The sequence below is a fragment of the Rhizobium sp. NPDC092011 genome, assembly GCF_044756305.1.
Lineage (GTDB): Bacteria > Pseudomonadota > Alphaproteobacteria > Rhizobiales > Rhizobiaceae > Rhizobium.
Genome location: NZ_JBIVSO010000032.1, coordinates 1 through 20,813 on the forward strand (window position 1 = coordinate 1; position 20,813 = coordinate 20,813).

Annotated in this window: 22 protein-coding genes, 3 pseudogenes and 1 riboswitch; of the genes and pseudogenes, 10 read left to right on the forward strand and 15 right to left on the reverse strand. The window is 58.0% G+C overall.

From position 1 onward, the window contains the following. From ACIQJ2_RS37540 to ACIQJ2_RS37550, 3 genes are all read right to left on the reverse strand, one after another. Positions 1 to 1,058, reverse strand: a 1,058-nt coding sequence (locus tag ACIQJ2_RS37540; protein ID WP_400678067.1) for a hypothetical protein, incomplete at its 3' end; no start/stop codon positions are given. Between the two features lie 226 nt (positions 1,059 to 1,284). After that, positions 1,285 to 1,524 (reverse strand): hypothetical protein, encoded by a 240-nt coding sequence (locus ACIQJ2_RS37545; protein ID WP_400678069.1) that lies wholly within the window; start codon positions 1,522 to 1,524, stop codon positions 1,285 to 1,287. A 38-nt stretch (positions 1,525 to 1,562) separates the two neighbouring features. Continuing rightward, positions 1,563 to 1,623, reverse strand: a riboswitch (Fluoride riboswitch). A gap of 281 nt (positions 1,624 to 1,904) precedes the next feature. Then, positions 1,905 to 2,918 (reverse strand): ABC transporter substrate-binding protein, encoded by a 1,014-nt coding sequence (locus ACIQJ2_RS37550; RefSeq protein ID WP_400678070.1) that lies wholly within the window; start codon positions 2,916 to 2,918, stop codon positions 1,905 to 1,907. A gap of 500 nt (positions 2,919 to 3,418) precedes the next feature. On the opposite strand from ACIQJ2_RS37550, the gene ACIQJ2_RS37555 reads away from it, so the two are divergent. The 9 genes from ACIQJ2_RS37555 to ACIQJ2_RS37595 all read left to right on the forward strand — a co-directional run bounded on the left by ACIQJ2_RS37555 (position 3,419) and on the right by ACIQJ2_RS37595 (position 12,345). Then, positions 3,419 to 4,021 carry a hypothetical protein gene (locus ACIQJ2_RS37555; protein ID WP_400678072.1) on the forward strand — a complete coding sequence of 201 codons (603 nt, stop codon included), beginning with the start codon at positions 3,419 to 3,421 and terminating at the stop codon, positions 4,019 to 4,021. Between the two features lie 12 nt (positions 4,022 to 4,033). After that, on the forward strand, positions 4,034 to 4,696 hold the full coding sequence (locus ACIQJ2_RS37560) for an ABC transporter ATP-binding protein (protein WP_400678074.1): 663 nt from the start codon (positions 4,034 to 4,036) through the stop codon (positions 4,694 to 4,696). Next, a complete protein-coding gene (locus tag ACIQJ2_RS37565; RefSeq protein ID WP_400678075.1) occupies positions 4,689 to 5,360 on the forward strand; it encodes an ABC transporter ATP-binding protein in 672 nt (223 codons plus the stop codon). The genes ACIQJ2_RS37560 and ACIQJ2_RS37565 overlap by 8 nt, the downstream gene beginning before the upstream one ends. After that, entirely contained in the window at positions 5,357 to 8,011 is a 2,655-nt protein-coding gene (locus ACIQJ2_RS37570) for an FtsX-like permease family protein (RefSeq protein ID WP_400678077.1), read from the forward strand. The genes ACIQJ2_RS37565 and ACIQJ2_RS37570 overlap by 4 nt, the downstream gene beginning before the upstream one ends. 205 nt (positions 8,012 to 8,216) lie before the next feature. Continuing rightward, positions 8,217 to 8,468, forward strand: a complete 252-nt coding sequence (locus ACIQJ2_RS37575; RefSeq protein ID WP_400678078.1) for a DUF1344 domain-containing protein — start codon at positions 8,217 to 8,219, stop codon at positions 8,466 to 8,468. A gap of 154 nt (positions 8,469 to 8,622) precedes the next feature. Then, positions 8,623 to 9,273, forward strand: a complete 651-nt coding sequence (locus ACIQJ2_RS37580) for a dual specificity protein phosphatase family protein (protein WP_400678080.1) — start codon at positions 8,623 to 8,625, stop codon at positions 9,271 to 9,273. A gap of 1,579 nt (positions 9,274 to 10,852) precedes the next feature. Next, a complete protein-coding gene (locus ACIQJ2_RS37585) occupies positions 10,853 to 11,119 on the forward strand; it encodes a hypothetical protein (RefSeq protein ID WP_400678081.1) in 267 nt (88 codons plus the stop codon). A 168-nt stretch (positions 11,120 to 11,287) separates the two neighbouring features. Further along, positions 11,288 to 11,731, forward strand: a complete 444-nt coding sequence (locus ACIQJ2_RS37590) for a DUF411 domain-containing protein (protein ID WP_400678082.1) — start codon at positions 11,288 to 11,290, stop codon at positions 11,729 to 11,731. Between the two features lie 56 nt (positions 11,732 to 11,787). Then, entirely contained in the window at positions 11,788 to 12,345 is a 558-nt protein-coding gene (locus ACIQJ2_RS37595; RefSeq protein WP_400678083.1) for a TlpA family protein disulfide reductase, read from the forward strand. Between the two features lie 355 nt (positions 12,346 to 12,700). Here ACIQJ2_RS37595 and ACIQJ2_RS37600 read toward each other — a convergent pair whose 3' ends face one another. The 11 genes and pseudogenes from ACIQJ2_RS37600 to ACIQJ2_RS37650 all read right to left on the reverse strand — a co-directional run. Further along, positions 12,701 to 12,985: a hypothetical protein gene (locus ACIQJ2_RS37600; protein WP_400678084.1), complete on the reverse strand. Its 285-nt coding sequence runs from the start codon at positions 12,983 to 12,985 to the stop codon at positions 12,701 to 12,703. Further along, the gene (locus ACIQJ2_RS37605) at positions 12,978 to 13,343 is read right to left on the reverse strand and encodes a hypothetical protein (protein WP_400678085.1); all 366 of its coding nucleotides are present in this window, start codon (positions 13,341 to 13,343) and stop codon (positions 12,978 to 12,980) included. The genes ACIQJ2_RS37600 and ACIQJ2_RS37605 overlap by 8 nt, the downstream gene beginning before the upstream one ends. Before the next feature lie 14 nt (positions 13,344 to 13,357). Beyond that, on the reverse strand, positions 13,358 to 13,798 hold the full coding sequence (locus ACIQJ2_RS37610; protein ID WP_400678086.1) for a DUF411 domain-containing protein: 441 nt from the start codon (positions 13,796 to 13,798) through the stop codon (positions 13,358 to 13,360). Positions 13,799 to 13,832: 34 nt separating this feature from the next. Continuing rightward, complete coding sequence (locus ACIQJ2_RS37615; RefSeq protein WP_400678087.1) at positions 13,833 to 15,278, reverse strand: multicopper oxidase family protein; 1,446 nt, start codon at positions 15,276 to 15,278, stop codon at positions 13,833 to 13,835. Between the two features lie 152 nt (positions 15,279 to 15,430). Further along, positions 15,431 to 15,721 carry a hypothetical protein gene (locus ACIQJ2_RS37620; protein ID WP_400746758.1) on the reverse strand — a complete coding sequence of 97 codons (291 nt, stop codon included), beginning with the start codon at positions 15,719 to 15,721 and terminating at the stop codon, positions 15,431 to 15,433. Between the two features lie 321 nt (positions 15,722 to 16,042). Then, positions 16,043 to 16,240 (reverse strand): hypothetical protein, encoded by a 198-nt coding sequence (locus tag ACIQJ2_RS37625; RefSeq protein WP_400678089.1) that lies wholly within the window; start codon positions 16,238 to 16,240, stop codon positions 16,043 to 16,045. 386 nt (positions 16,241 to 16,626) lie between these two features. Beyond that, positions 16,627 to 16,920: a hypothetical protein gene (locus ACIQJ2_RS37630; RefSeq protein WP_400678090.1), complete on the reverse strand. Its 294-nt coding sequence runs from the start codon at positions 16,918 to 16,920 to the stop codon at positions 16,627 to 16,629. 221 nt (positions 16,921 to 17,141) lie between these two features. Then, positions 17,142 to 17,495, reverse strand: a complete 354-nt coding sequence (locus ACIQJ2_RS37635; RefSeq protein WP_400678092.1) for a class I SAM-dependent methyltransferase — start codon at positions 17,493 to 17,495, stop codon at positions 17,142 to 17,144. Continuing rightward, a complete protein-coding gene (locus tag ACIQJ2_RS37640) occupies positions 17,426 to 17,770 on the reverse strand; it encodes a class I SAM-dependent methyltransferase (protein ID WP_400678093.1) in 345 nt (114 codons plus the stop codon). Before ACIQJ2_RS37640 ends, ACIQJ2_RS37635 begins: the two co-directional genes overlap by 70 nt. Before the next feature lie 87 nt (positions 17,771 to 17,857). Next, positions 17,858 to 18,222, reverse strand: a pseudogene (locus ACIQJ2_RS37645) (DUF6428 family protein); the annotation flags it as partial. Continuing rightward, positions 18,212 to 19,083, reverse strand: a pseudogene (locus ACIQJ2_RS37650) (Y-family DNA polymerase); the annotation flags it as partial. The pseudogenes ACIQJ2_RS37650 and ACIQJ2_RS37645, both read right to left, overlap by 11 nt. A 125-nt stretch (positions 19,084 to 19,208) precedes the next feature. Here ACIQJ2_RS37650 and ACIQJ2_RS37655 point away from each other — a divergent pair. Continuing rightward, positions 19,209 to 19,628, forward strand: a complete 420-nt coding sequence (locus ACIQJ2_RS37655) for a hypothetical protein (RefSeq protein WP_400678095.1) — start codon at positions 19,209 to 19,211, stop codon at positions 19,626 to 19,628. A gap of 117 nt (positions 19,629 to 19,745) precedes the next feature. Here ACIQJ2_RS37655 and ACIQJ2_RS37660 read toward each other — a convergent pair. After that, positions 19,746 to 19,992: pseudogene (locus ACIQJ2_RS37660) on the reverse strand (CopG family ribbon-helix-helix protein). Between the last annotated feature and the right edge of the window lie 821 nt (positions 19,993 to 20,813).

The following is a 20,813-nucleotide window of genomic DNA, read 5'->3' on the forward strand; positions in this document are numbered from 1 at the left end:
CGCTCAAATCGCCACGTGCCAAAACTGCCTCCTAAAAGGTAGTCTTGAATCAGACCAATGCTGATTTGTGAACCCACTTTGTCAACATCGCCTAGGCTCACCGCAGCCCCAACCACGCCCGGACCGAAATTGCTCACGAACCCGCCCAAGGTATAACCCAGATCGCCGACCGCCCTGTTGAAATCCATGGGTCGAGACTGCGGAACCGGAATATTGCGGGTAGGTAACGAAAACTCCGGTTGGGCAGGTCTTGCCACGGCCGGTGCCGCCACCGGCCGGGGGGCAGAATAAACTCCAGCGTTCAATCCCACTGAGGATTCATAGTCCAGCGTTGCCGCCGTTCCCCATGGCGACTTCGGCCCCATCGGCGGCCGAAAATCGCCGGCATCTCCCATGCCAATGCCCAGCATCGGCGACGAAATCCCTGAAGTATAGGAGTTCGAATACGGGTTTGCGAAACTATACGTCGGGCTGCCGTCATAATTATACTTGGATGCACTGCGTTCCTGGCTCGAAGGTCTGCTATAAGGACCAATACCCACTGACTTGGCAGCCTGTGCTCGACTGCCCTCATCCATTGCGCCACTGGAATCAAGCGTTGGCGAATTGCCCCCTCGAGAAAATGAACCACCTGCCGCTCGGAGACTCTGGGCGGCGGCCGCGTTCATCTCTGCGGGAGTGTTGAAGCCCGCATATGGATCAAGCGAATCCATGAGCTTTTGTTGGATAGCAGGGGCGGTATAGGCAAACATCGGATTTAGTTTGGTGTTTGGGCCCCAAGCCAACGTAGCAGCATCCGCCACCCCATACAAACAGGGTGTATTTTGATAGAGATTCTCTTTCGTTGATACGAGCGGAGCGCCGTCGAAAGTGCCATGAAACCAATCACCAATTTCATTACTGGCTTTGATATTAGTCGCAAGTCCAGCGTATGGGATCCCTGGGGCCGCCCACGAGAAGGCGCCACTTGCCGCAGCAGCCGCCGTGAGCGCTGTTGTACCAGCTGCGATTCCAAAGCTTACTGCTGTGGTTACCCCGTACTGAGCACCTGTGAGCACAGTGCTTTCGACGTAGTTATACTTCTGGTTATATTGTGCAAAATCGACAACAACTGCGGCTGCCTTCAGGCCAACTAGAAACGTACCTGCACGGACGTTAATGGTTCCAAATACATCTTTCTCTAGTTTGCCGAACAGATCGACACTCGATTCGATGCCTGAAAGATAGCCACCGAAGTTACTAAGTATGTTCTCTCTTTCTGTTTTGGGCGCCCCCCATGAGTTATCACTCCTTTTCGCTGGTTTCGCGTTTGTTGCCTTCTGAATCTACAGGCTTTAGGTAATTAGACAGCACAATCTTCCGCCAAAAAAATTGACCATAAAGACATCCAAATCCAAAAATTATTCCGTAAACCAACCACTCTGGAAGATCTAATTCAGCAACCCTGATTGTCGCAAAGCCCGGTGAATCACCGGCCTGCGGACGATAGCTGGGAAAATGAATGTTAGCTTGAGACGCTTTCATTAAACACCTGCCATCGGAGAAAGCTCCGGTGTCGTTGAGACAAGGCAGGGGTCATCAGCCATCTTGGCGATTTAGGGAGACTCCATTCCCTGCAAGCATGTTGCGACAATAAGAGCACCTACGCCGAATCCGTCAACTCGACTGCGCGCAGGCTCAACGACCGCAAAGCCAACATTCATATTTTCTTATTTCGAATGAAAATCTTTTTGAGCAAAAGTCCCAAACGCCGACAACGCTAGCGATCCAGAATTGTTGTCAGCGCGTGACAATGACAAGATCGAGGATCTCGCTACAACGGATTGGCTGACATGCGCGGGAGATAGTTTAGAGTTTCCAGGCGGAAACCGCCCCCGGCCGACGCCGGGGGCGAGCATCATCATTTATTTGACTGCCTTGACGAACGCCGTCGTATAAGTTTTCGACAAGTCGATCGTCTTGCCCTGCACGTTCTTCGAAAACTCGGAGAGCACGGCAAGAACGGTCTTCGGACCATCTTCCGGCATCACGCCATCAGGTGTGAACATCGCTTTGCCGTTTTCGAGCGCCGCTACATAACCGTCCTTGTCGCCGACATAGAAATCCTTCGGCATCTTGTCGGCAATTTCAGCGGCCGAGTGCGTGTTGATGAAATGCAGCGTCTTGACGAAGGCATTCGCCAGCTTCTGGACTTCATCCTTATGGGCATCGACCCATGCAGCGTCCATGTAAAGCGACGCGGCGGGATAGGTGCCCCCAAGGACCGCCTTCGTTCCGGCCATGGTGCGCATATCGATCAGGGTCTTGGCTTCGCCGGTCTTCAGCAGGCGTGAGATCGTCGGCTCCGTCGTCATCCCGGCCTGGATCGCGTCCTGCTGCATGGCGGCGATAAAGGTCTGACCGGCACCGACCGGAACAGAGGTGAAGTCCCCGAGCTTCAGACCGGCCTTGACGGCCAGGTACTGCGTCAGGAAGTTGGTGGAGGAACCGAGGCCGGTGACGCCAAGGCTCTTGCCCTTGAAATCGGCGGCCGACTTGATTTCCGGATGCTTGGCCGACACAAGCTCCACCTCACCCGGCGCCTGACTGAACTGCACGACGGATTCGACGAATTTGCCCTTGCCCTGAAGATCGATGCAATGGTCGTAGAAGCCGACGACGCCCTGCACCGCGCCGGCAAGCATCTCGTTCTCCGCATCGACGCCGGCCGGCTCGTTGAGAAGTTCGACGTTCAAACCCTCGTCCTTGAAGTAGCCGAGCGCTTCGGCAAGCTTGGCCGGCAGGTAGATCTGCTTTTCATAACCGCCCACCATGATCGAGATCTTGTCGGCGGCCTGTGCCGCTGTCGCGCCGAGCGAGGCGGCGGTCATGATGAGGGAAAGGGCTGCGGTATGAATAAGCGCGCGCGATGAACGCATTAATCTCTCCTCCTGTTTGAATGCCGCAGTGACGCTGGATCACCGCCTTGGCATGAGCTTCCTCCACGAAGCCAGACAGGCTTGCACGGGCAACCTTTCAGGCAGCTTTCAATTGGGCTCTCTCAAGGCAATATTGCCTGCATAATACTCGGGTGGTTGCGATCGTCTCTGACAACGGGCCGGGCCTTCCAGAGAAGGAATACGACGGGCGTCTTCGAGAGGCTTTATCGGCTCGACAGGGCGCAAGACGCCTAGCAGCGACCTTGGCCTCAGCTCGTGCGTGCCATCGCCGATCTTCATGGCGCGACAATCAGGTTGGAGGATCGCCGATCGGTGCTCGCCGTAGTCGTGGATTTCCCTTGCGTGAGGGCAGGCTACCCATAGGTCGAGCCCGCGTTGCGCACTCGCGCGAGCTTACCGATCCGTATGATCGCGGCGAAACGCCCGTAAACTCCTCATCCTACCATTGGTGCATCTCTTCATATGGAAGGATCGCAATAATGGAAAGCAGTTCCACCAACACATCCCGGACGCTTCTCGCGACTGTCGCCTTTTCCCTTGCCTGCCTTGGCTCCACTCTCACCCTTGCCGAGAGTTCACCTGCCTTTTCCGCCGAAAAGGCAGTACCGGCGGAAAAGAACCCTCCCGGCGACATTCCAGACACGCAGGTTTTCATCGACTACGCGTCTCCGCATCACTTCATGATGAAGGTTCCAGAAGGCTGGGCGCGTTCTGACCGTGCCGACGGTACGAGTTTCATCGACAAGTTGGACGGTGTGATCGTCTCGGTCTCAAAGGCGACGACGGCGCCGACCATCGAGAGCGTCAAGACCAACGAGGTCACAAACCTGAAGACCGCCGGTCGGGCGGTGACGATAGCATCCGTCGATGCCGTGAAGCTGCCTGCGGGGCCGGCGATCCGCATCGTCTACAATTCCAATTCGGAGCCGAATGCGGTGACCAATAAGCAGGTCCGGCTGGAGAACGAACGCTATCTCTATTTCAAGGATGGCAAGCTGGTCACAATCGAGCTCTACGCACCGAAGGGCGCGGACAATGTCGACCAGTGGCAATTGATGTCGAAATCGTTCCGCTGGAACTAGGGCTGGGTTAGGATGAGCTTGCTTGTCGCACATGAACTCTACCGATTTTTCCACGTGGGCGAGGACGAAACTTTCGCGCTGCGCGGAGTGAGCCTATGCCTGTTGCATGGCGAGTTCGTTGCCCTGATGGGGCCTTCCGGCAGCGGCAAGTCCACATTGCTGTCATGCCTGACGGGATTGGACGAGCCGGACGGAGGCCACGTCGTGGTGAGCGGCATGCGCCTGACCCGGCGATCCGAGGCGGCACGGGCGCGTATCCGCGCGGCAAATTTCGGCATCCTTCTGCAGTCCGGCAATCTGCTTGCCCATCTCAGCGTAGAGCAAAACATCCGCTTCCAGATGATGCTGGCCGGAAAGGTTGACGGCGCCCGCGTCGATTCGCTTGTCGAAATGGTTGGGCTGCGGCATCGCACGCATGCCTTCGCCACGCAGCTTTCAGGCGGCGAAACGGCGCGCGCTGGCCTTGCGATCGCCCTTGCCGCCGACCCGCCGATCCTCGTTGCCGATGAGCCCACCGCCGAGGTCGACGCCAACACGGAGTCGCGGCTCATCGATCATTTCGAAACCAGGCGCCGCGCTGGCCTTACTACCTTGCTCGCTACCCATAGCGCGGCATTGGCTCGAAGGGCCGATAGGATTATCCGGCTGCACGATGGGAGGGTCGAGGATGACTGAGATCTTGGCGATCTGCAGCAACGTCGGCCGGGAATTTTTAAGCGGCAACGAGCATATGCCCGTGCTGCGCAATATAGACTGCGAGATCCGGAAAGGTGATCGCATAGCCCTGGCCGGTCCTTCCGGCTCGGGCAAGACAACCTTGCTGCATATTCTTGGTGGGTTGGACCGCCCGACGAGCGGTACGATCGAATGGCCCAGCCTGGGTGCGATCGAGCAGCTTCGCCCACGCCGGATCTGCTTCGTGTTCCAATCGCCCAGTCTGTTTCCGGCCTTGACGGCGGCACAGAATGTCGATCTGCCCGCGATCTTGGCGGGAGAGCGTGCGGTGTCCAGCGATAGCGGCTCGCTCCTGTCCCGCTTCGGCATTGGCGAACTTGCCGAGAAACTGCCCGAGGAACTGTCGGGCGGCCAAGCGCAAAGGGTTGCCATGGTGCGAGCCTTGGCTCTTCGGCCGAATCTCGTCCTGGCCGACGAGCCGACCGGACAACTGGACTTTGCCACGGCGCAATTCTTCATGGATGCGGTGCTGGAGCACCTGGAAGGAACGGGCGCGGCTCTGGTCGTTGCCACGCATGACGAAGCGATGGCAGCCCGGATGGCGACGCGCTGGACAATGGATCATGGCCGTCTGATCTGCAGTAGAATGAAAGTGGTGACATGATGTTTGCACTGTGGATCCGAGGCGTCCTTGCCCATCGATTCACCCGCGTCGCGGGTTCAGCGGTGGGCATCGCGCTCAGCGTGGCACTTCTCGCCATATTGGCGCTGTTCCTCGTCGGCGCGGGAGCTTCCATGACCTCCCGCGCGATATCAGCCGTCCCGCTCGACTGGCAGGTCCAGCTCGTGCCGGGCGCTGATCAGGACGCCATACGAAGGACATTGCAACAAACGGCGCTCGTCCAGACGGTGCATGAAGTTCGCTATGCCGATGTGGGCGGTTTTGAAGCGAGCACAGACGGCACTGTCCAGGTGACAGGCCCGGGACAGGTGATCGCCTTGGACGACAATTATCTGCGCGATTTTCCCATGGAAGCTCGGTTCCTTTCCGGCAAGCGCGACGGCGTCCTCATCGCGCAGCAAACCGCTGCCAACCTGCATGTCGGACCCGGAGACAGCATCACGATCAGGCGCATAGGTCTGCCGCCGCTGACGGTGCAGGTCGTCGGCGTCATTGATCTTCCCGACGCAGATTCCTTGTTCCAGGCAGTCGGCCTGCCACCGCAGGCTACGCCGCAGGCCCCCCCTGACAACGTAGTTATCCTGCCACCAGCCGCATGGCGGCAAGCCTTTGATCCTCAGGCGACGGCGCGTCCCGACACCGCTCGCCGGCAGTTGCATGTCAGGCTCGCCCACGATGCCCTGCCGCCAGACCCCGTATCGGCTTATGTCTTCGTCACGGGCGCCGCGAGGAACCTGGAAGCAAAGGTCGCGGGACAGGCTCTGGTCGCGGACAATCTGGGCTCTCGCCTTGGTGCGGTACGCGAAGATGCCCGGTATGCATCCGTGCTGTTCATGTTCCTTGGGTTGCCGGGCGTCGCGCTGGCTCTGGTTCTCACCTTCGCGATAACGTCATCGGGGGCTGCACGCCGTCGCATCGAACAGGCGCTGCTGCGTGTTCGCGGCGCCGCTTCGCGGACGATCCTCGCCTTGTCTGCCGCCGAGGCGGCGATGGCCGCGATCAGCGGCGTGGTGCTTGGAATAGCAGCGCCGTTGTGGCTGGCGCCCTTGGTGCCGGAGATACGCATGATTCCGGGCGTAACCGCCCCAATCTTGGGCGTCGTGGCCGTCATCGGGCTCATCGCCGGCTTTGTTTCCTATCTCTATCCTGCCTGGCGCGACGCGCACGTAACGACCGTCAGCGCTGCGCGCCGCACCGTCCCGGAGCCCGGGCGAGCGCTCTGGCGGCGCCTTTGGCTCGAGGTGGTACTGCTTGCGGCCGCGGGCCTATTTTTCTGGCAATCGGCAAGCACCGGATATCAGATCGTACTCGCGCCGGAAGGCGTTGTCGCGACGGCTGTGGACTATAAGGCGTTCATCGCGCCCGCTTTGTTCTGGCTTGGACTTGCGCTGCTGGCGCTAAGGTTGTCGAATGGCGTGATCGCGAGCAACGGTTTACTTCTTCGCACCTTCATAAGGCCGGCCTGCGGCGTGCTCACGCCGATCGTGGCAGCCGCGTTGTCTCGGCAAGCCCCCCGGCTCACCGCTGGCATCGCCATGACCGCGCTGGCAGTCTCGTTCGCAGTCTCGACCGCTATTTTCAATGCCACCTACAATGCACAGTCGCGTGTTGACGCAGAGCTCACAAACGGAGCCGATGTCACCGTGTTCGGCACGTCGGACAAGCCCGCCGACGCTCATCTTGCCGCGCTCACCATTTTGCCGGGGACGGCGGCGGCTGAACCGATGCAGCATCGCTTCGCCTATGTCGGCGCGGATCTTCAGGATCTCTACGGAATCGACCCTCAACGCCTTGGACGCGCGACAAGTCTTTCGGACGCCTATTTCAGCGGCGGCAACGCCGCAGCCACCCTTGCCAAGCTGGCCGTAACGCCAAACGGCGTGCTGGTGTCGCAGGAGACGGTTCAGGATTTCCAGCTCCAGCAGGGCGATACCATCAACCTGCGACTGCTGAGCGCCGAAGACCATCAATATCATCCGGTGCCGTTCAAATTTATCGGCGTAGCACGCGAGTTTCCGACTGCGCCAAAAGACTCCTTCCTCGTGGCCAATGCCCGATACATTGCCGAAAAGACCGGCTCGGCAGCCTCGGAATATGTGCTGCTGCGCGCCAAAGGCGATCCGGCGGGTCTTTCTGCGCAAGCTTCGATCCTCCTTGCATCCGATCCGTCGATGAAAATCAGTGATATCGGCCAGGCTGCCCACTTGATCGGTTCGAGCTTGACAGCAATCGACCTTGCCGGTTTGACGACAATAGAGCTGCTCTTTGCTGTGATAATGGCCGCCGCGGCGAGCGGACTGATGCTGGCGCTGGGCCTCATCGAGCGACGCAGGAACTTCGCCATTCTGAGCGCCATCGGTGCCACCCGTCCGCAATTGGCGGCCTTTCTGTGGAGCGAAGGTCTTCTCATCATTGCCGGAGGCGTTATTTTCGGTCTGCTATCCGGAGTGGCGACGGCCTGGATGCTGGTGAAACTGCTCACCGGCGTGTTTGATCCGCCACCCGAGGCGCTGTCGATCCCTTGGAGCTATCTCAGCATCGTCTTGCTTTTGATGGTAGCAGCGGTCGTCACGGCAGTTCTATTCGCAAGACCGCCGAGAGGTCATGACGCAGAATATCTGCGGGATTTGTGAGCATCCGACTGTGCGCCGATATCCAGTTGGCGGTGGCCGGCACATCTTACTCATTTGTATCGTTCCTGAAATGTACCGGCAAATGCATGCGACAAACTAGGTTCTCTCCCTCAATGGGAGGTGCTCGATCGACCGAGGCTCTTGGGCGCTGCCCGGTGATCAAGGTTCTCTCGGGCAAACATTCAACCCAATAGGAGCTAGAGATATGAAGAAGCCTATCATAGCAGTTGCACTGATCCTAGTCGCATCGACGACGACCGTCTTCGCCAAAGAGATGACCGGCACGGTCGAGGCGATCGACAAGAGCCACGATTCGATCACGCTCTCGACTGGCCAGACCTTCACGCTGCCTGAGGGTATCGAAGCCGAAACCCTCAAGGTCGGCGAGAAAATCACGGTCGTCTATTCCACCAAGGCCGGCAAACTGTTAGCCAAAAGTATAAAAGCGGCGAAATAGCCGCCCCACATTACTCGGAACACGCTCAAATCGGAGCAGAGTTGTATCTTGCCGTGTCGGGCGTGTTCTGTTCATCGGTGGGATCCCGCATCTTCATTTGGGCTCTTACCTTTCAGCTCTTTGTCAGAAAGTTTCACCAATAAGGCTTCTTTCCATGGCGGTGACGGAGCAACTGCGCGTGAAACGAGCGATTGGAAAATGTAGAATCCATTTCGGATGGAACCGATTGATCCCCATCGCGATAGTTTCAGGACTGGCATTGCCGAGCGGATATGCCGGCTTGCTGGTCGCAACGAACAATTTCCATGAAGTGGTTCCCAGCGAGCTATATCGCTCAGCACAGCCAGATGCAGCCGAAATTGCTGAATATAAAGTCAGATACGGCGTGAAGACCATTATCAATCTCCGCGGTGCCAGTCCTCGTGAGCGTTGGTATCAGGATGAACTTGCTGCGTCCGAAAGTGCGGGTATTGCACATATTGATTTCGGCATGTCAGCCCGCAAGCTCCAATCGAAGGAAAAGATCGCTCGTTTGATCGAGATAATGGATTCCGCCGCCAAACCTATCCTTATTCACTGCCAAAGTGGCGCCGATCGCACCGGCCTCGCATCGGCGCTCTACCTCGCCGCGATAGAAAAGCAAGACGAAAGTTTGGCGGCGGCACAGCTCTCGATCCGCTACGGGCATTTTGCAATCCCGGTGCTCAGCCAAGCCTATCCGATGGACCAGAGTTTTGAAACCGTCAAAGAAATGCTGGGCTTCACGGTCCCCGCCTCGGAGAAACCACCGAACGAGCCTTCCTAGTTCTTCCATGGTTCGCAGCAGCTACGCCATACTTGACAGTCATCGTCCGCTGGCATGGTTTCCTGTGGAACTCGCTCGCGTCAACCACGCTCTTGTTTGCAATACCGATTAACTGAAGAGACCGGATAGCAAGATCGCGGATCTTTGCGATCCTCATTCTCAGACTTCTGCAACGCATCTCCAAACAATACGCCCTAGGCGGGATCTCCATCCTGCTTGTCGAAGACCAATGGGATCTCGCCCTCAAGAAGTCCTGCATCCTCAATGTGAAGCGCAATCTAGCAGATCGCGCAAGCATTTCGAGCCCGGAATGCGACTGAAAAGTCTTGTAGGTCACCGGCGTGTAAGGCGCGTCTGGCTGTGAACTGTCCGGCTGTCCGACGGCGGTTCGCAGTCTGCGCACCGGCTATGACGCATTCGATAAGCTGCTTGAGCGGTTGCACCGACGCAAGGAAGAGTTGCTCAAGGTTTTCGAGCATCCAGCACCCCCTCTGCATACCAACGATTCAGAGAACGATCTACGGACCTTGGCCACCAACGAAAAGTCTCCGGCAGTACTATCAGCTGGGACGGCCGGGTCGCCCGGGACACCACGCTCGGGCTGATGAAGGGTTGCAAAAAGCTCGGGCTTTCCCTCTAACACTATATCGGCGATCGGCTCGGCATCCCAGCGTCATCGTCTGCGATGATCGCGTCGCATGGCGGCGAAATCGTCTCACCGCTGGCAGCCTTTTTGCCGCTAAAGTTGAACTCCCCTTCTTGCCGACAATGTCGACCGCTCCTGTCTCACGACGATAGCCGATCCAAGCGGTGCCTCGCGTCCTCCTCCTGACTATGATAAAGCACCGATAGAGGCCGAATTGGACATCGATGTTGCCTTTCCTCCCATTCTGTCGCTTCTGCTTACCGATTGGAAATCGCGAAAAGTCATATGCAGGTTAGGCTTAGAGGGCGTATTAGGCGGAGTTTTCAGCTTGGAACTTCAATGGCGGCTTAGAATTCCAAATGCGACGAAGAGCCGTGGAGAACTGCCGATCTTCCAATGTCGTGGAGAAGGACTGGCTAGTTGCGTGACACATTGCACGATAGTTGGACAAAATCCTCGACGGACACGGTTCACGACATACCTTGCAATGTCGGGTAACACTGGAGTTGGGCCCGTCAACGCGACAGGTCTACAATTTGTTGGCCCGCTATCGGACGAATCGCAGTGTTTCAACTTTGTTGCCTTGCACTCCCGAAAGGCCGCGCGGTCGTCCACGACACCGCCAAATGGGCGAACAAACCCATGATTAGCGAAATGATGGGCACCATTATGATGTGGGGCATGGGGCTTGCGGGCATCCTTGGCCTCCTGGTGATCGTGCTCGTGATCGCGGCCCCGATCAAATATTTGTTTTTTCGCTGAAACAGCCCTAGCTCGAAGGCCAAGACACGCCGCGCCGGCTTGTCTTTAGCAGGTTTCGGCGTAATCCTTCTCGTCATGATGCTATCTTGGTCAATTCGGAAACTTAGCGCATTGGTCCTCGCGGTCTTCGTCGCCGCGGCGATGAGCCTGTCCGCTGCGCAGGCAAGTGGCATGACCACAAAAATGGCCCCGATGATCCAGATGGACATGTCGCATCACGGCGGCTGTCAGGGTAACGCCGATAAAGCGAGTGGCGGTGGCCTCAAGGCGATGGCCTGCTGCGCCGTCTGCACGACCCTTGTCATAGCGCCGCTTCCCGAGGCGGGAAACATGCCGGTCTTCGGCGGGCCTGTTTCCTTCGCGTCGCAAGAGCCACTCCTGCGCGGGCGATCATCGCCACCTGACCCCTATCCACCGCGAACCTCCAACATCGGTTGATGCTTCGGCTGTCGCATCCAACGACCGAGCCGGGGAAGCGAACGACTGCGTGAAGCCAGTCATTCCACCGCTCGCGCGACTGGATGCTGCACCGCCAGCTCATGAAACGCTGGTTGAGCGTGCCCCTCCGGCCGCTTGACCTCGAAACAGATGACAAGGAACACTCTTATGCAACGACGAACTTTTCTCCTGGGTGGCACCGCAATTCTGCTCCTGCCGCTTCGCGCAATCGCGGGCGTCCCTGGTCGCGCTACGCTCTACAAGGATCCCCAATGCGGTTGCTGCGAAGGCTATGCCGACTATTTGCGGCAGAACGGCTTCGAGGTCGACGTGAAGCCGACCAATGACCTTGCGCAGATCAGCCGAAAGGCAGGGATACCGGAGGCCATGGAGGGCTGCCACACCATGTTCCTCGACGGCTACGTGATCGACGGGCATGTGCCTGTGGACATTGTCGGCAAGCTTCTCGCCGAAAAGCCAGCCATCGCCGGCATCACCCTGCCCGGCATGCCTGCTGGCTCACCCGGCATGGGTGGCACGAAGACCGAGAAATTTGTGGTCTACGCCGTCACAAAGGACGGCAAGGCTCCAACCGTCTATGCGACGGAGTGATCCCGAACGTCCGGAGAATACATCCATGAGTTCACCATCACGGACGGAGGAACGTCATGAAATGGTTGCTGCTGGCGGCAATCGCCGCCGTTGCCATCGCGTATTTTAACGTAGTTGGCCCACCGAAGAACTTCGTGCTCCGCGATGCGCCTTCGCCAGTCGCCATGCCTCAATTCACGGATGATATTGGCAAGCCGCAGGCATTGGCGGACTTTCGCGGCAAGATCGTGCTGCTCGACGTGTGGGCGACATGGTGTCTTCCCTGCCGCAAGGAGATGCCGGCGCTCGATCGGCTTCAGGCCACGCTTGGCGGCCAGGACTTCGAGGTCGTGGCAATCTCGATCGATTGCGACGGCCCAGATGCGATCAAGCAGTTTTATGCAGAGGCCGGCATCCGGCACCTCGCCATTCATATCGATACAACGGGCAAGGTTGGCTTTGCGCTGGCCACCATGGGCCTCCCGGCAACGCTACTGATCAACCGACAAGGACAGGAGCTTGGAAGACTAATCGGGCCGGCCGACTGGGATGCACCCGACACTGTCGCCTACCTCAGATCGGTGATGGCCCGGAAACAGGGCAGCACCGGTTCGCAGACGGAACAGGTCTTTTGACCATATCGAATTCATCGTCTCGCTCCATTGCGTTCAGCGGAGCGCATTGCCAAGCAATATCTCAAAAACCAGCAGGAAAGCAGCCACGGCCGCCATACCCAGGATGAAATGCATTAATGCCCGATGGGCTATATCGGCGCGCACTTTTCTCCGCCCCTCGCGACGTTGGGCGCTTCCGAACACAACTGTGCTCCTATGTAGCTTCTTCCTTCCCGACATGCTCTTCTCCCGCGCATGCATCAATCATCGACGCGGATACCAAAAGTCCCTTTGATCAGTGCCGCGGCCCGCCGATTTCTACAACCAGCGGGCCTGACGTCTTTATCGGCGCCAATATCAGGCCACGTTTTTTCCGTTATTGCTTATCGGGCTGTGCGGGTTTCTGTTCCTCTTTCGTCGCAGTCTGCATCATCTTGTTGCAGCTATCCATCATCTGGCTCATCTGCGTCATCATCTTCATCATGCCGCCCATGTTCTGCCCGTTCATCATGTCCTTTCCGCCCATCATATCGCCTCCTCCCATCATGCTCGAGTCCTTGTCTGGAGTCGGTTGGGCATCCTCGGCAAGAAGCGGCGATGCAAGCGCAAGACCGCCGACGAGAACGAAGGCGAGGCTGGTGATCTGAATGGATTTACGCATGTGATGTTTCTCCTTTTTGTTGAGTCGTATTGCCGCAGCAGTTGGCGGCCTTCTGTGACGAAGCTGAGAGTTGATCGGCATTGATGGATGCGTCCGGCAGGTTGATCGTGTTTGGTGTCTGCGACCCCTTGGACATTTTGCTCATGCACAGCCCTGCCGCGCACATGACGACGCAGGGCAATGCGGTAAGGAGCAATGACGCCAGCCCGGCCGCCACCAACCAGTTCCAGGACAGGAGGAGGCTGATTGCCAGTGCGGCGGCGCCGAGCAGGATGAACTTGCGACGGACGGAGCGGAGGGCGTCGAACGCGATCAATCGCCTGACGCTGCTCGCTCTGGAATTGACGATGCTTGTCATGTCCGATCCTCCTGTCATTCGACCGCGTAGACCGTCGGTGCCTTGCCGTCCTTGGTGAAGGCATAGACGGTGAACGGTTCTGTCTTCGTGCCACCCATGCCGGGCGAGCCCATCGGCATGCCGGGCAACGAGATGCCGGTGATCGGAGGATGTTCCGTCAGCATCTTCTTGACGACGTCCACGGGAACGAAGCCGTCGACGACGTAGCCGCCGACCTTGATCGTGTGGCAGCCCTGGAGTTGTTCCGGAACACCCGCATTCATGCTGACCTGGGTCAGATCGTTCGTGGGCTTGAGTTCGACCTTGAAGCCGTTCTGTTCGAGGTAGGCGGCATAGGTCTCGCAGCAACTGCAGCTCGGGTTCTTGTACATGACGGCCTCGATCGGCGCCGCGAGCGCTGGCAGCGGCATCGTGACCAAGGTGGCGAAGGTCGCCAGGTGGAAGAGTTTCTTCATTTCAGTCTCCTTTGGTAATCTGGGTTGAAAAAGGTCAGGCAACGCGAAGGATGGTCATCAGGCCTGCCATCTGATGGTCCATGACGTGGCAATGCAGCATCCAGTCGCCGGGATTGTCGGCGACGAAGGCGCATTCCACTTCATCTCGGGGAGCAAGCAGGACGGTGTCCTGCCATTGGCGATGTGGCACGGCGACGCCATGGCGGGTCAGCACACGCAAGCTGTGGCCGTGGAAATGCATCGGGTGCCACCAGGCCGTTTCGTTTCGAAGCTTGAGGACCACACTCTGACCGCGACGAAAGGTCAGCAACGGAGCCATGCCCGCTTCACCGTCGCCGGTCATGGACATGCCGTTGATGGCCCAGGCCGCCTGGCCGTTCATTCCCGGAGTCGCCATGCCGTGCATGCCGCCGAGACCGCTCATCATACCGGCACCCATCATGCCGCCCTGCAGCACGATGTCGTGACGTTCGGCATCTTGCAGGTCCGGTTCTGGCAGCGGATTCCGCGGCAGGGCTATCGGCGCCTCGGAGGCATGGATGCGCAGGGGCGCATCGTCCCGGTAGCGCAGGTTGGTCAGCGTATAGGAAAGGCCATTGTAGATATCGTCGACGACGGCGAAGCGTTGGCCCGGTTCACCATGCATGTCGATCACGACATCCATGCGCATGGCGGGGCCAAGAAGAAGTCGACCGTCTTCCGGCTCATGCGGGTCGCAGGGTTGCCCGTCGACCGCGACGATGATCGGTCGGTGCCCCTCGAAGCGCAGAGCGATCATACGGGCCAATGCGCCATTGACCAGCCGCAGCCGAATTCGTTCTCCGGCCCTGACAGACTGGTCAGCGGGCGATGTGCCGTTCAGCGTTATAGTTCCGCCCGTCCGTCCGGCCATGGCGGCTTCCATGGAGTTGTCGAATCCTGTCGCGATGGTTCCATCGGAGCCTAGTCGCCAGTCGGCAATCATCCAGATCAATTCGCGATCAACGGCGACAGGTTCTGGTTCCTCGACGATCAAAACGCCGCTAAGACCCCGCCCCAGTTGTTCCAGGCTGTTCGTATGAGAATGGTACCAGAACGTCCCGGCATCCGGCGGCGTGAAGGCATAGGCAAAGGTTCCGCCGGGCTGGATCGGCGGCTGTGTCAGGCCGGGAACACCGTCCATGGCGATTGGCAGCCTGATGCCGTGGCAATGAACCGTGGTGTTTTCGTTGAGCCCATTCGCGACGATGATCCGGGCAGGCTTTCCCTGCTTCAGACGGAGAACAGGCCCCGGTATGCTGGCGCTATAGGCCCAGACATCCGTTGTGGGGCGGTCGCTGCCACGCAGATTTGCTTTCGCGGGAGCCGCGGTGATGCTGTAGTCGTTAGTCTCAGTTGCCGCGGATGTCCGCAGAGCGCGCAATGACGCTGCCAGGGACAGTCCGGCTCCCGCCAGGAGCAGCCCCCGACGCGATAGATGATAATGGGAATTGACTGGCACTTTTAGGGCCTTCCGTGACCAGATTGTATGACGGAACGCGTCGGCTTTGCTGCCGTTGGATCAGGATGAGATTTCGACGATCCACCACATGTGTGAATGCACACGCGGACACGTTCTGTTTTCGCCGTCGGTCTGATATGGCCGGGCGACGATCAACCGATGTTGGTGGATCGAGGCGGATAGGGATCGGGAGGCAATGTGGTGCCAAACAGCAAAGCCGCTCTTGGCAGGCCGAGCTTGGCCGGAGTGGAGATCTCGACCAGCGGATCAATTTGCGGGATCGCCGTCGCCGGTGTCACGCACGCAAAGGTACAGACCATTGCTTTGGTCTTGCCGGCATCGCCGGCACAGCCATTGCAATCGCCATGGCCAGCAACGGCCATATCGGATGCGGTCGCCATCTTCACCGCCATGTCGTTCGCCTGAACGACAGACGCGTTCATGCTTACCGTCACGAAGACCGCGAGCAAAACCGCAAAAAGCTGCCGAACCGACCAATCTTTCATAGCACTGGCCATTATGTGGCAAATCTTTACCAAAACAAGGCGTTCAGGAGACGCCGTGATTTATGGCTCTTCATCACGCTGTTGTGACCAAAAAGCTCTTTTGGGAGGGAAAATGGAAGCCGCGTTGCCGTCTTCCATGACCGCATAGATCGTCAGCAGCCTCGAACATCTTAGCCTTGTCGATTGCTGGCGCGCGGACAAACCGGCGAGTTCTCCGAAGTCTATTCGCACAAAACGGGTGCATCGTGGTGGCTTGCTTTAAAAACGTCGAGCCAGAAACAACAATACAATCCCAAGAACCGCCGTCATCACACCGCGAGAAACCCATTTCGTCTCGTTAATCATGAAGCTCTCGGCCGGATAGGGAAAGTAGCCACTTCCTTGCGCAGCCCAAATCAGACCCGCCAAAATCAGCAGGATTGCAAATATCGATAAAGCAAACTTGAGCGATTTCATGCTGGGTCCTTGGTTGGCGATGCGCGTCGGAATGTTGCACCGTGCCGCTGCTGATTCAATATCGACCTGACGTCCACCTGCTCATGACGATCCAGAAGTGAGCGTGCCGGCATCTGACGCCGTCCTACGCCGCCCGACCACGAGCGGTGACACTCGGTTGTCGGGCGTCGCGAAGGGCATGACCTCTCAGCACGGACCGCCCCATCAAAGAAGCCCTGCTATCCCTCGGCTTCCTCCGTCTCATCGATGCGCGGAAGATTGCAGCCTTGGATGCCGGGCATCCATTCTCGTGCGCCAATCGCAGTGTGTGAGGTGGGTGTGAAAGCCGAGACCCGGTAGACGGAATGGCATTCGGATCGAGGCTGCCGATCCGGAAGCAATTCCAGTTATTGAGCAGCCCAAGCTTTGCCAACGAGCCGAGCGACGATATGCGCCAACGCAGATATTTCGGCCCAATAGGCGCTCGCCAGAAAATAGGAATACCAGAGCAGATAGATGGAGGAGAGCCTGATGATGATGGGTGTCGGTCGGATTCCGGGCTTCACAGGCGGAAGGATGCCGAAATTCTCACGCACGAAGCCTTGGAAGTTCTTCGGCCGCATCAGCGGCCATATGCCAAGAAATGCCGTCGCGACGCATATCAGGAGTTGAACGACGAGCGCGAACAGTCCGCGTGACATAGTGACCTCGATGCCGCCGGAAAATAGGGCCGACGCTGAGGCCTTGGGTAACCTGCCCGGAGCAAGTTTTCGAGCTCGATAGCGGACCAGCTTTATAAGTAAGTTATAGGAACGACACGACCAGTGTGAACGAATTCGGTTCGTAGCGGATGCTGCGGCAAACCGCCGGATTGACGACCAATGTCAGCAGCGTCGACGGCATCCACATCTTGCTCGGCAGATCATCTACCTCGAGTGCGTGCCGAGAATACGGTCCCATAGTGATACGGTGGAAGGTCGATGATCCGCACGGTTCGAAAACCTTCCGGCTCGATAACGGCACTGACGGCTTCAGGGGACATACGCATGTCGGTTCGCGGACCACGCGGCAGGCCGGGCACGGTCGTCTCCTCACGCGGCAAGGCATGCCAGTTCACGATGCCGAACAAACCCTGAGGCCTGAGCACGGCCTTTGCCGAACGGACAAGGCCGACCTGATCGGGCACCCCGTGGAATGTATTGGCTATCAGGACATAGTCGACCGGCTCGGAAAACAGGTTTGTGAGCTCCCGCGCGTCTGCGCAAATCCGCTGCAAAACCGATGCCCTTGCCGGACGACCTCGGCTCTGGCCTGATCGATCATCGCTGGATCAAAATCGAGCGCATAGACCTTGCCGCTAACGCGCTTCGCCAGCGGCGCGGTGAAATAGCCGTCGCCACAGCAGAGGTCAAGGACGGTCATATCGGGCTCGATGCCGAGCTGCTGGACAATGCCTCCTGGATCGGGCCAAAGCGCCGCCCACCAGTCGCGGTCAGGCATGGAGGCTGCAGGAAATACTGTCTTGGCAGCTCCAGTCATCGGTACGACCATTCTTTGTGAAAAAAGCTACTCAACCAATCGCTCGAATAGTTGTTCTGGCTTAGCAACTAGGCTCCGTCGATGCGGTCTTTCCCACTTCTAACGGCAACAGCTAACATCTTTTCTGGTTTCTTCCGCAAGCCAGCGATCGCCGATTTGCAGTTTGCCGGTCGTGGAGCGAGTTTGATATGCACCTGGTCGACCCGGAGACCGGGGTAACTCGCCTGATAAAGCTGCATCAGCCGTAAGCCGTCACTAACCTCGAATGTCAGTTTGGTGGATTCGTCGAGCTTCACATGTTCCGACACTTTGCGAACAATCTCCGCGAACTTGCCGGACAGGATGTGCGCCCGTCCTCCTCGATTTCCCATAAGTGTGCGAAGATCTCGGTCCAGCTTTCCGGGTTGGCGCCGCAGTCGAGAGCTGCTCACCTCCGTGAGGTGGCAGCCGCCTCTCACGGGCTGGCTTGGCGGTTCCCGCCCGGATGGCCTGCCTGATGCCATCGAACTTCTCGACGATGAGGTCGGTCCGCCGTCCCCCCAGCCCCTTGCGCTGCAGCTCGGCGACAAGCTGCACGATCAGACGTCCGACATATTTGTTGATGGTTTCCGCTGCACCGATGGGTTCCGCAAAGGAGCGACTGACTTCGATCAGTTCGGGCGTCCGGATCGGGTCAATAGGTTCCGGCAGCCGGCCGAACATCTGGTCGAGCCGCCTGCCGATTTCGGGACCGAAGCGAAGAGCCAATGGTGCACGCGGCGTTGCCGACAGTTCCCCGATCGTCTTGAAACCCAGCGTCCGCAGATCCCCGACGATCTTGTCCGGCAGCCGCAGCCGGGAAATCGGCAGATGTTCGACCGCGCGAACGGCCTCTCCAGGTGGGATGATGACGATCTCCCGGTTGATGGCACGGGCGCAAGCATGAGCCGCCCCCCATGTGTCGGCGATCGCCACATGGGTCGCAAGCCCCCTCGCCCGGAACCGGTTGGCAATCCCGGTCAGCATCGGCAACTCGCCACCCTGCAGATGATCCGCGCCTTCCGTATCCATGACGATCCCATCGACACCGTCCATGGCGACAATCGGAGAATACTGCGTGAGCGCCCATAGCGTGATCCGTTCGAGAGCGATGGCATCGGCTGCGGGATCGGCGTCGATCATGAGAAGGCCGCCGAACAGGGCCTGTGCCTGGGCCGCTTTCATGCCGACGCGAACGCCCACCTTCCGTGCCATGGCGTCAGCCGCCGACACCCAGCGTTTGGAGCCGCTCCTTGAGATGACGACGACCGGCTGTTTAGGCGATATGGCGGGATCTGCCGCCTGATCCTGTCGGCCGGAAGGTCCGGTACCTTGTCCGCACAAAGCCGGAGACACTTCGTCCGCCCGACGGCTGGCGGGAACCGATGCCATTGTCGTGAGTTCTTCTCGGAGATGTTTGAGGAGAGATGACATGATGGTTATTGAGACACACAACGCGCTGAAGAATGGGTCGACCACCGTGGATTTCCTCGGTGACGACGGGGAATTCATATCGGTGACCTTCAGCTCCAAAGACAAAATCCTTGACCGTTCGGAGGCGATCGTTCACGCCAAAGCCCTTATGGCTCAGCTTGCCGCTTGCGACTGCGCGCCGGAAGAAGGCGGCAGCATCAACTGGTACGATGTCTTGAGCAAAGGCAACTTCGATGCCGGAAGCAGGGGTCTGGAACCCGTCCGGAGCGCCCGTTCCGCTAAGGATTCGCACATGCTTGAAGCCGAGCTCGAAGAAGGTCTGGAAACGAGCTTCCCCGCCAGTGATCCCGTCTCCTCTACCACGACGAGCGTTTCCCCCAAAACGGTCACCCAAGTAATGGCGGACCGACGCCGGTGACGATAACGTCAGCGGATTTTGTCAGTCGGCGCGACGTTTGGATTATACTTCTGAATAGCGCACCGATCTCATCGAGCCGCCGTAGTGCTCTTGCCGTCCAACAGGCACGCCTTTCGCTCAGAATTGACGAACAGAGTTGATGTATTTCCAACAACCTCCGCCACCTCGTCGCTGTTGGCGAATTCATCCCGATTGGCCTCAGCCGACCCGGCCTTGATCTGGGCAATCTGCCACTCTTCGCGAGCGAAGTAATCCTCGATGCCTGGGCGACCATATATGAGCGGGAGCGATCGAGCTTTTCCGCGAACTGAGTGATCTTACTGGCCGTTTCGCCCGAAACACGCACGGAAAATGCAGTCATAATGCCGAACTTTATCTGTGAACCATACCGGTTCATCAAGGGGCAAGTCACGCATGAGAGCGTTCCAACGAGCCACAGACACGAACCTGCGACCGGATCATCACGAAACATCACGCGGACCAACGATCACAGCCATTGTCGCGCAACCCTCGTGATCGAAGAAGTCTCTCGGCTCGGGGGCCGCTCCATGCATTCTTTAGCAATCCAGGACGAGGTCCCGAATCTCAAACGGTACGAGCAGAAAGATCGGTACAAAGTGATTTGAGCAGATCGCGACGGGCGTCGCTATGATGCCAGGTGGTCGTTAAAGTCGAGATGGCGCATCGAATATACAAATCGCCTACCAGGCGGTCCGAGCGGTTCCAAGCGCGTATGAAAGGCAGGAAGAAACATGCACAACATGTGTTTTGATTGTAATAGCGCAATTTCCCGGACAGAACAGACGGTGTGCACTCAGGTGCTTTAACGGTTCATCGAGGTTGCGTTTATCTGTGAGCGGAAACGAAGTCGTTATCGAACCTGCCCTAAAACTAACGAAGCTGTGTTAAGGAGCAAAATGGGATTCTCTTCGCGCTGCAACAAAAATTTTTCGATCCAAAAATTAAAATCGATTAGCCTTTATCTCATTTTGTAGATTCGATTTAAAAAAGGAGATTGGAGTCCCTCGCTAGCTGGCTGCTCATCTTTACATCGCAATAACGGGATTTTGCGATTTATATGACAGCCCTTCTCCTGTTAGCTGCCAGATCGACGATCCGGATCATGTTGCATCAAAAATTACGGCAAAGCCGCTGGATTTCGTAAATTTCGTTGGATTTCGTGCA

What these genes read in the sequence shown, in the direction of transcription:
- ACIQJ2_RS37595 (WP_400678083.1), top strand. Translation starts at nt 11,788, where the DNA reads ATGAAATGGTTGCTGCTGGCGGCAATCGCCGCCGTTGCCATCGCGTAT.
- ACIQJ2_RS37565 (WP_400678075.1), top strand. Translation starts at nt 4,689, where the DNA reads ATGACTGAGATCTTGGCGATCTGCAGCAACGTCGGCCGGGAATTTTTA.
- ACIQJ2_RS37620 (WP_400746758.1), bottom strand. Translation starts at nt 15,721, where the DNA reads ATGAACGCGTCTGTCGTTCAGGCGAACGACATGGCGGTGAAGATGGCG.
- ACIQJ2_RS37580 (WP_400678080.1), top strand. Translation starts at nt 8,623, where the DNA reads ATGGCGGTGACGGAGCAACTGCGCGTGAAACGAGCGATTGGAAAATGT.
- ACIQJ2_RS37575 (WP_400678078.1), top strand. Translation starts at nt 8,217, where the DNA reads ATGAAGAAGCCTATCATAGCAGTTGCACTGATCCTAGTCGCATCGACG.
- ACIQJ2_RS37590 (WP_400678082.1), top strand. Translation starts at nt 11,288, where the DNA reads ATGCAACGACGAACTTTTCTCCTGGGTGGCACCGCAATTCTGCTCCTG.
- ACIQJ2_RS37545 (WP_400678069.1), bottom strand. Translation starts at nt 1,524, where the DNA reads ATGAAAGCGTCTCAAGCTAACATTCATTTTCCCAGCTATCGTCCGCAG.
- ACIQJ2_RS37625 (WP_400678089.1), bottom strand. Translation starts at nt 16,240, where the DNA reads ATGAAATCGCTCAAGTTTGCTTTATCGATATTTGCAATCCTGCTGATT.
- ACIQJ2_RS37585 (WP_400678081.1), top strand. Translation starts at nt 10,853, where the DNA reads ATGACCACAAAAATGGCCCCGATGATCCAGATGGACATGTCGCATCAC.
- ACIQJ2_RS37630 (WP_400678090.1), bottom strand. Translation starts at nt 16,920, where the DNA reads ATGTCACGCGGACTGTTCGCGCTCGTCGTTCAACTCCTGATATGCGTC.
- ACIQJ2_RS37600 (WP_400678084.1), bottom strand. Translation starts at nt 12,985, where the DNA reads ATGCGTAAATCCATTCAGATCACCAGCCTCGCCTTCGTTCTCGTCGGC.
- ACIQJ2_RS37555 (WP_400678072.1), top strand. Translation starts at nt 3,419, where the DNA reads ATGGAAAGCAGTTCCACCAACACATCCCGGACGCTTCTCGCGACTGTC.
- ACIQJ2_RS37570 (WP_400678077.1), top strand. Translation starts at nt 5,357, where the DNA reads ATGATGTTTGCACTGTGGATCCGAGGCGTCCTTGCCCATCGATTCACC.
- ACIQJ2_RS37605 (WP_400678085.1), bottom strand. Translation starts at nt 13,343, where the DNA reads ATGACAAGCATCGTCAATTCCAGAGCGAGCAGCGTCAGGCGATTGATC.
- ACIQJ2_RS37640 (WP_400678093.1), bottom strand. Translation starts at nt 17,770, where the DNA reads ATGGTCGTACCGATGACTGGAGCTGCCAAGACAGTATTTCCTGCAGCC.
- ACIQJ2_RS37560 (WP_400678074.1), top strand. Translation starts at nt 4,034, where the DNA reads ATGAGCTTGCTTGTCGCACATGAACTCTACCGATTTTTCCACGTGGGC.
- ACIQJ2_RS37610 (WP_400678086.1), bottom strand. Translation starts at nt 13,798, where the DNA reads ATGAAGAAACTCTTCCACCTGGCGACCTTCGCCACCTTGGTCACGATG.
- ACIQJ2_RS37655 (WP_400678095.1), top strand. Translation starts at nt 19,209, where the DNA reads ATGATGGTTATTGAGACACACAACGCGCTGAAGAATGGGTCGACCACC.
- ACIQJ2_RS37550 (WP_400678070.1), bottom strand. Translation starts at nt 2,918, where the DNA reads ATGCGTTCATCGCGCGCGCTTATTCATACCGCAGCCCTTTCCCTCATC.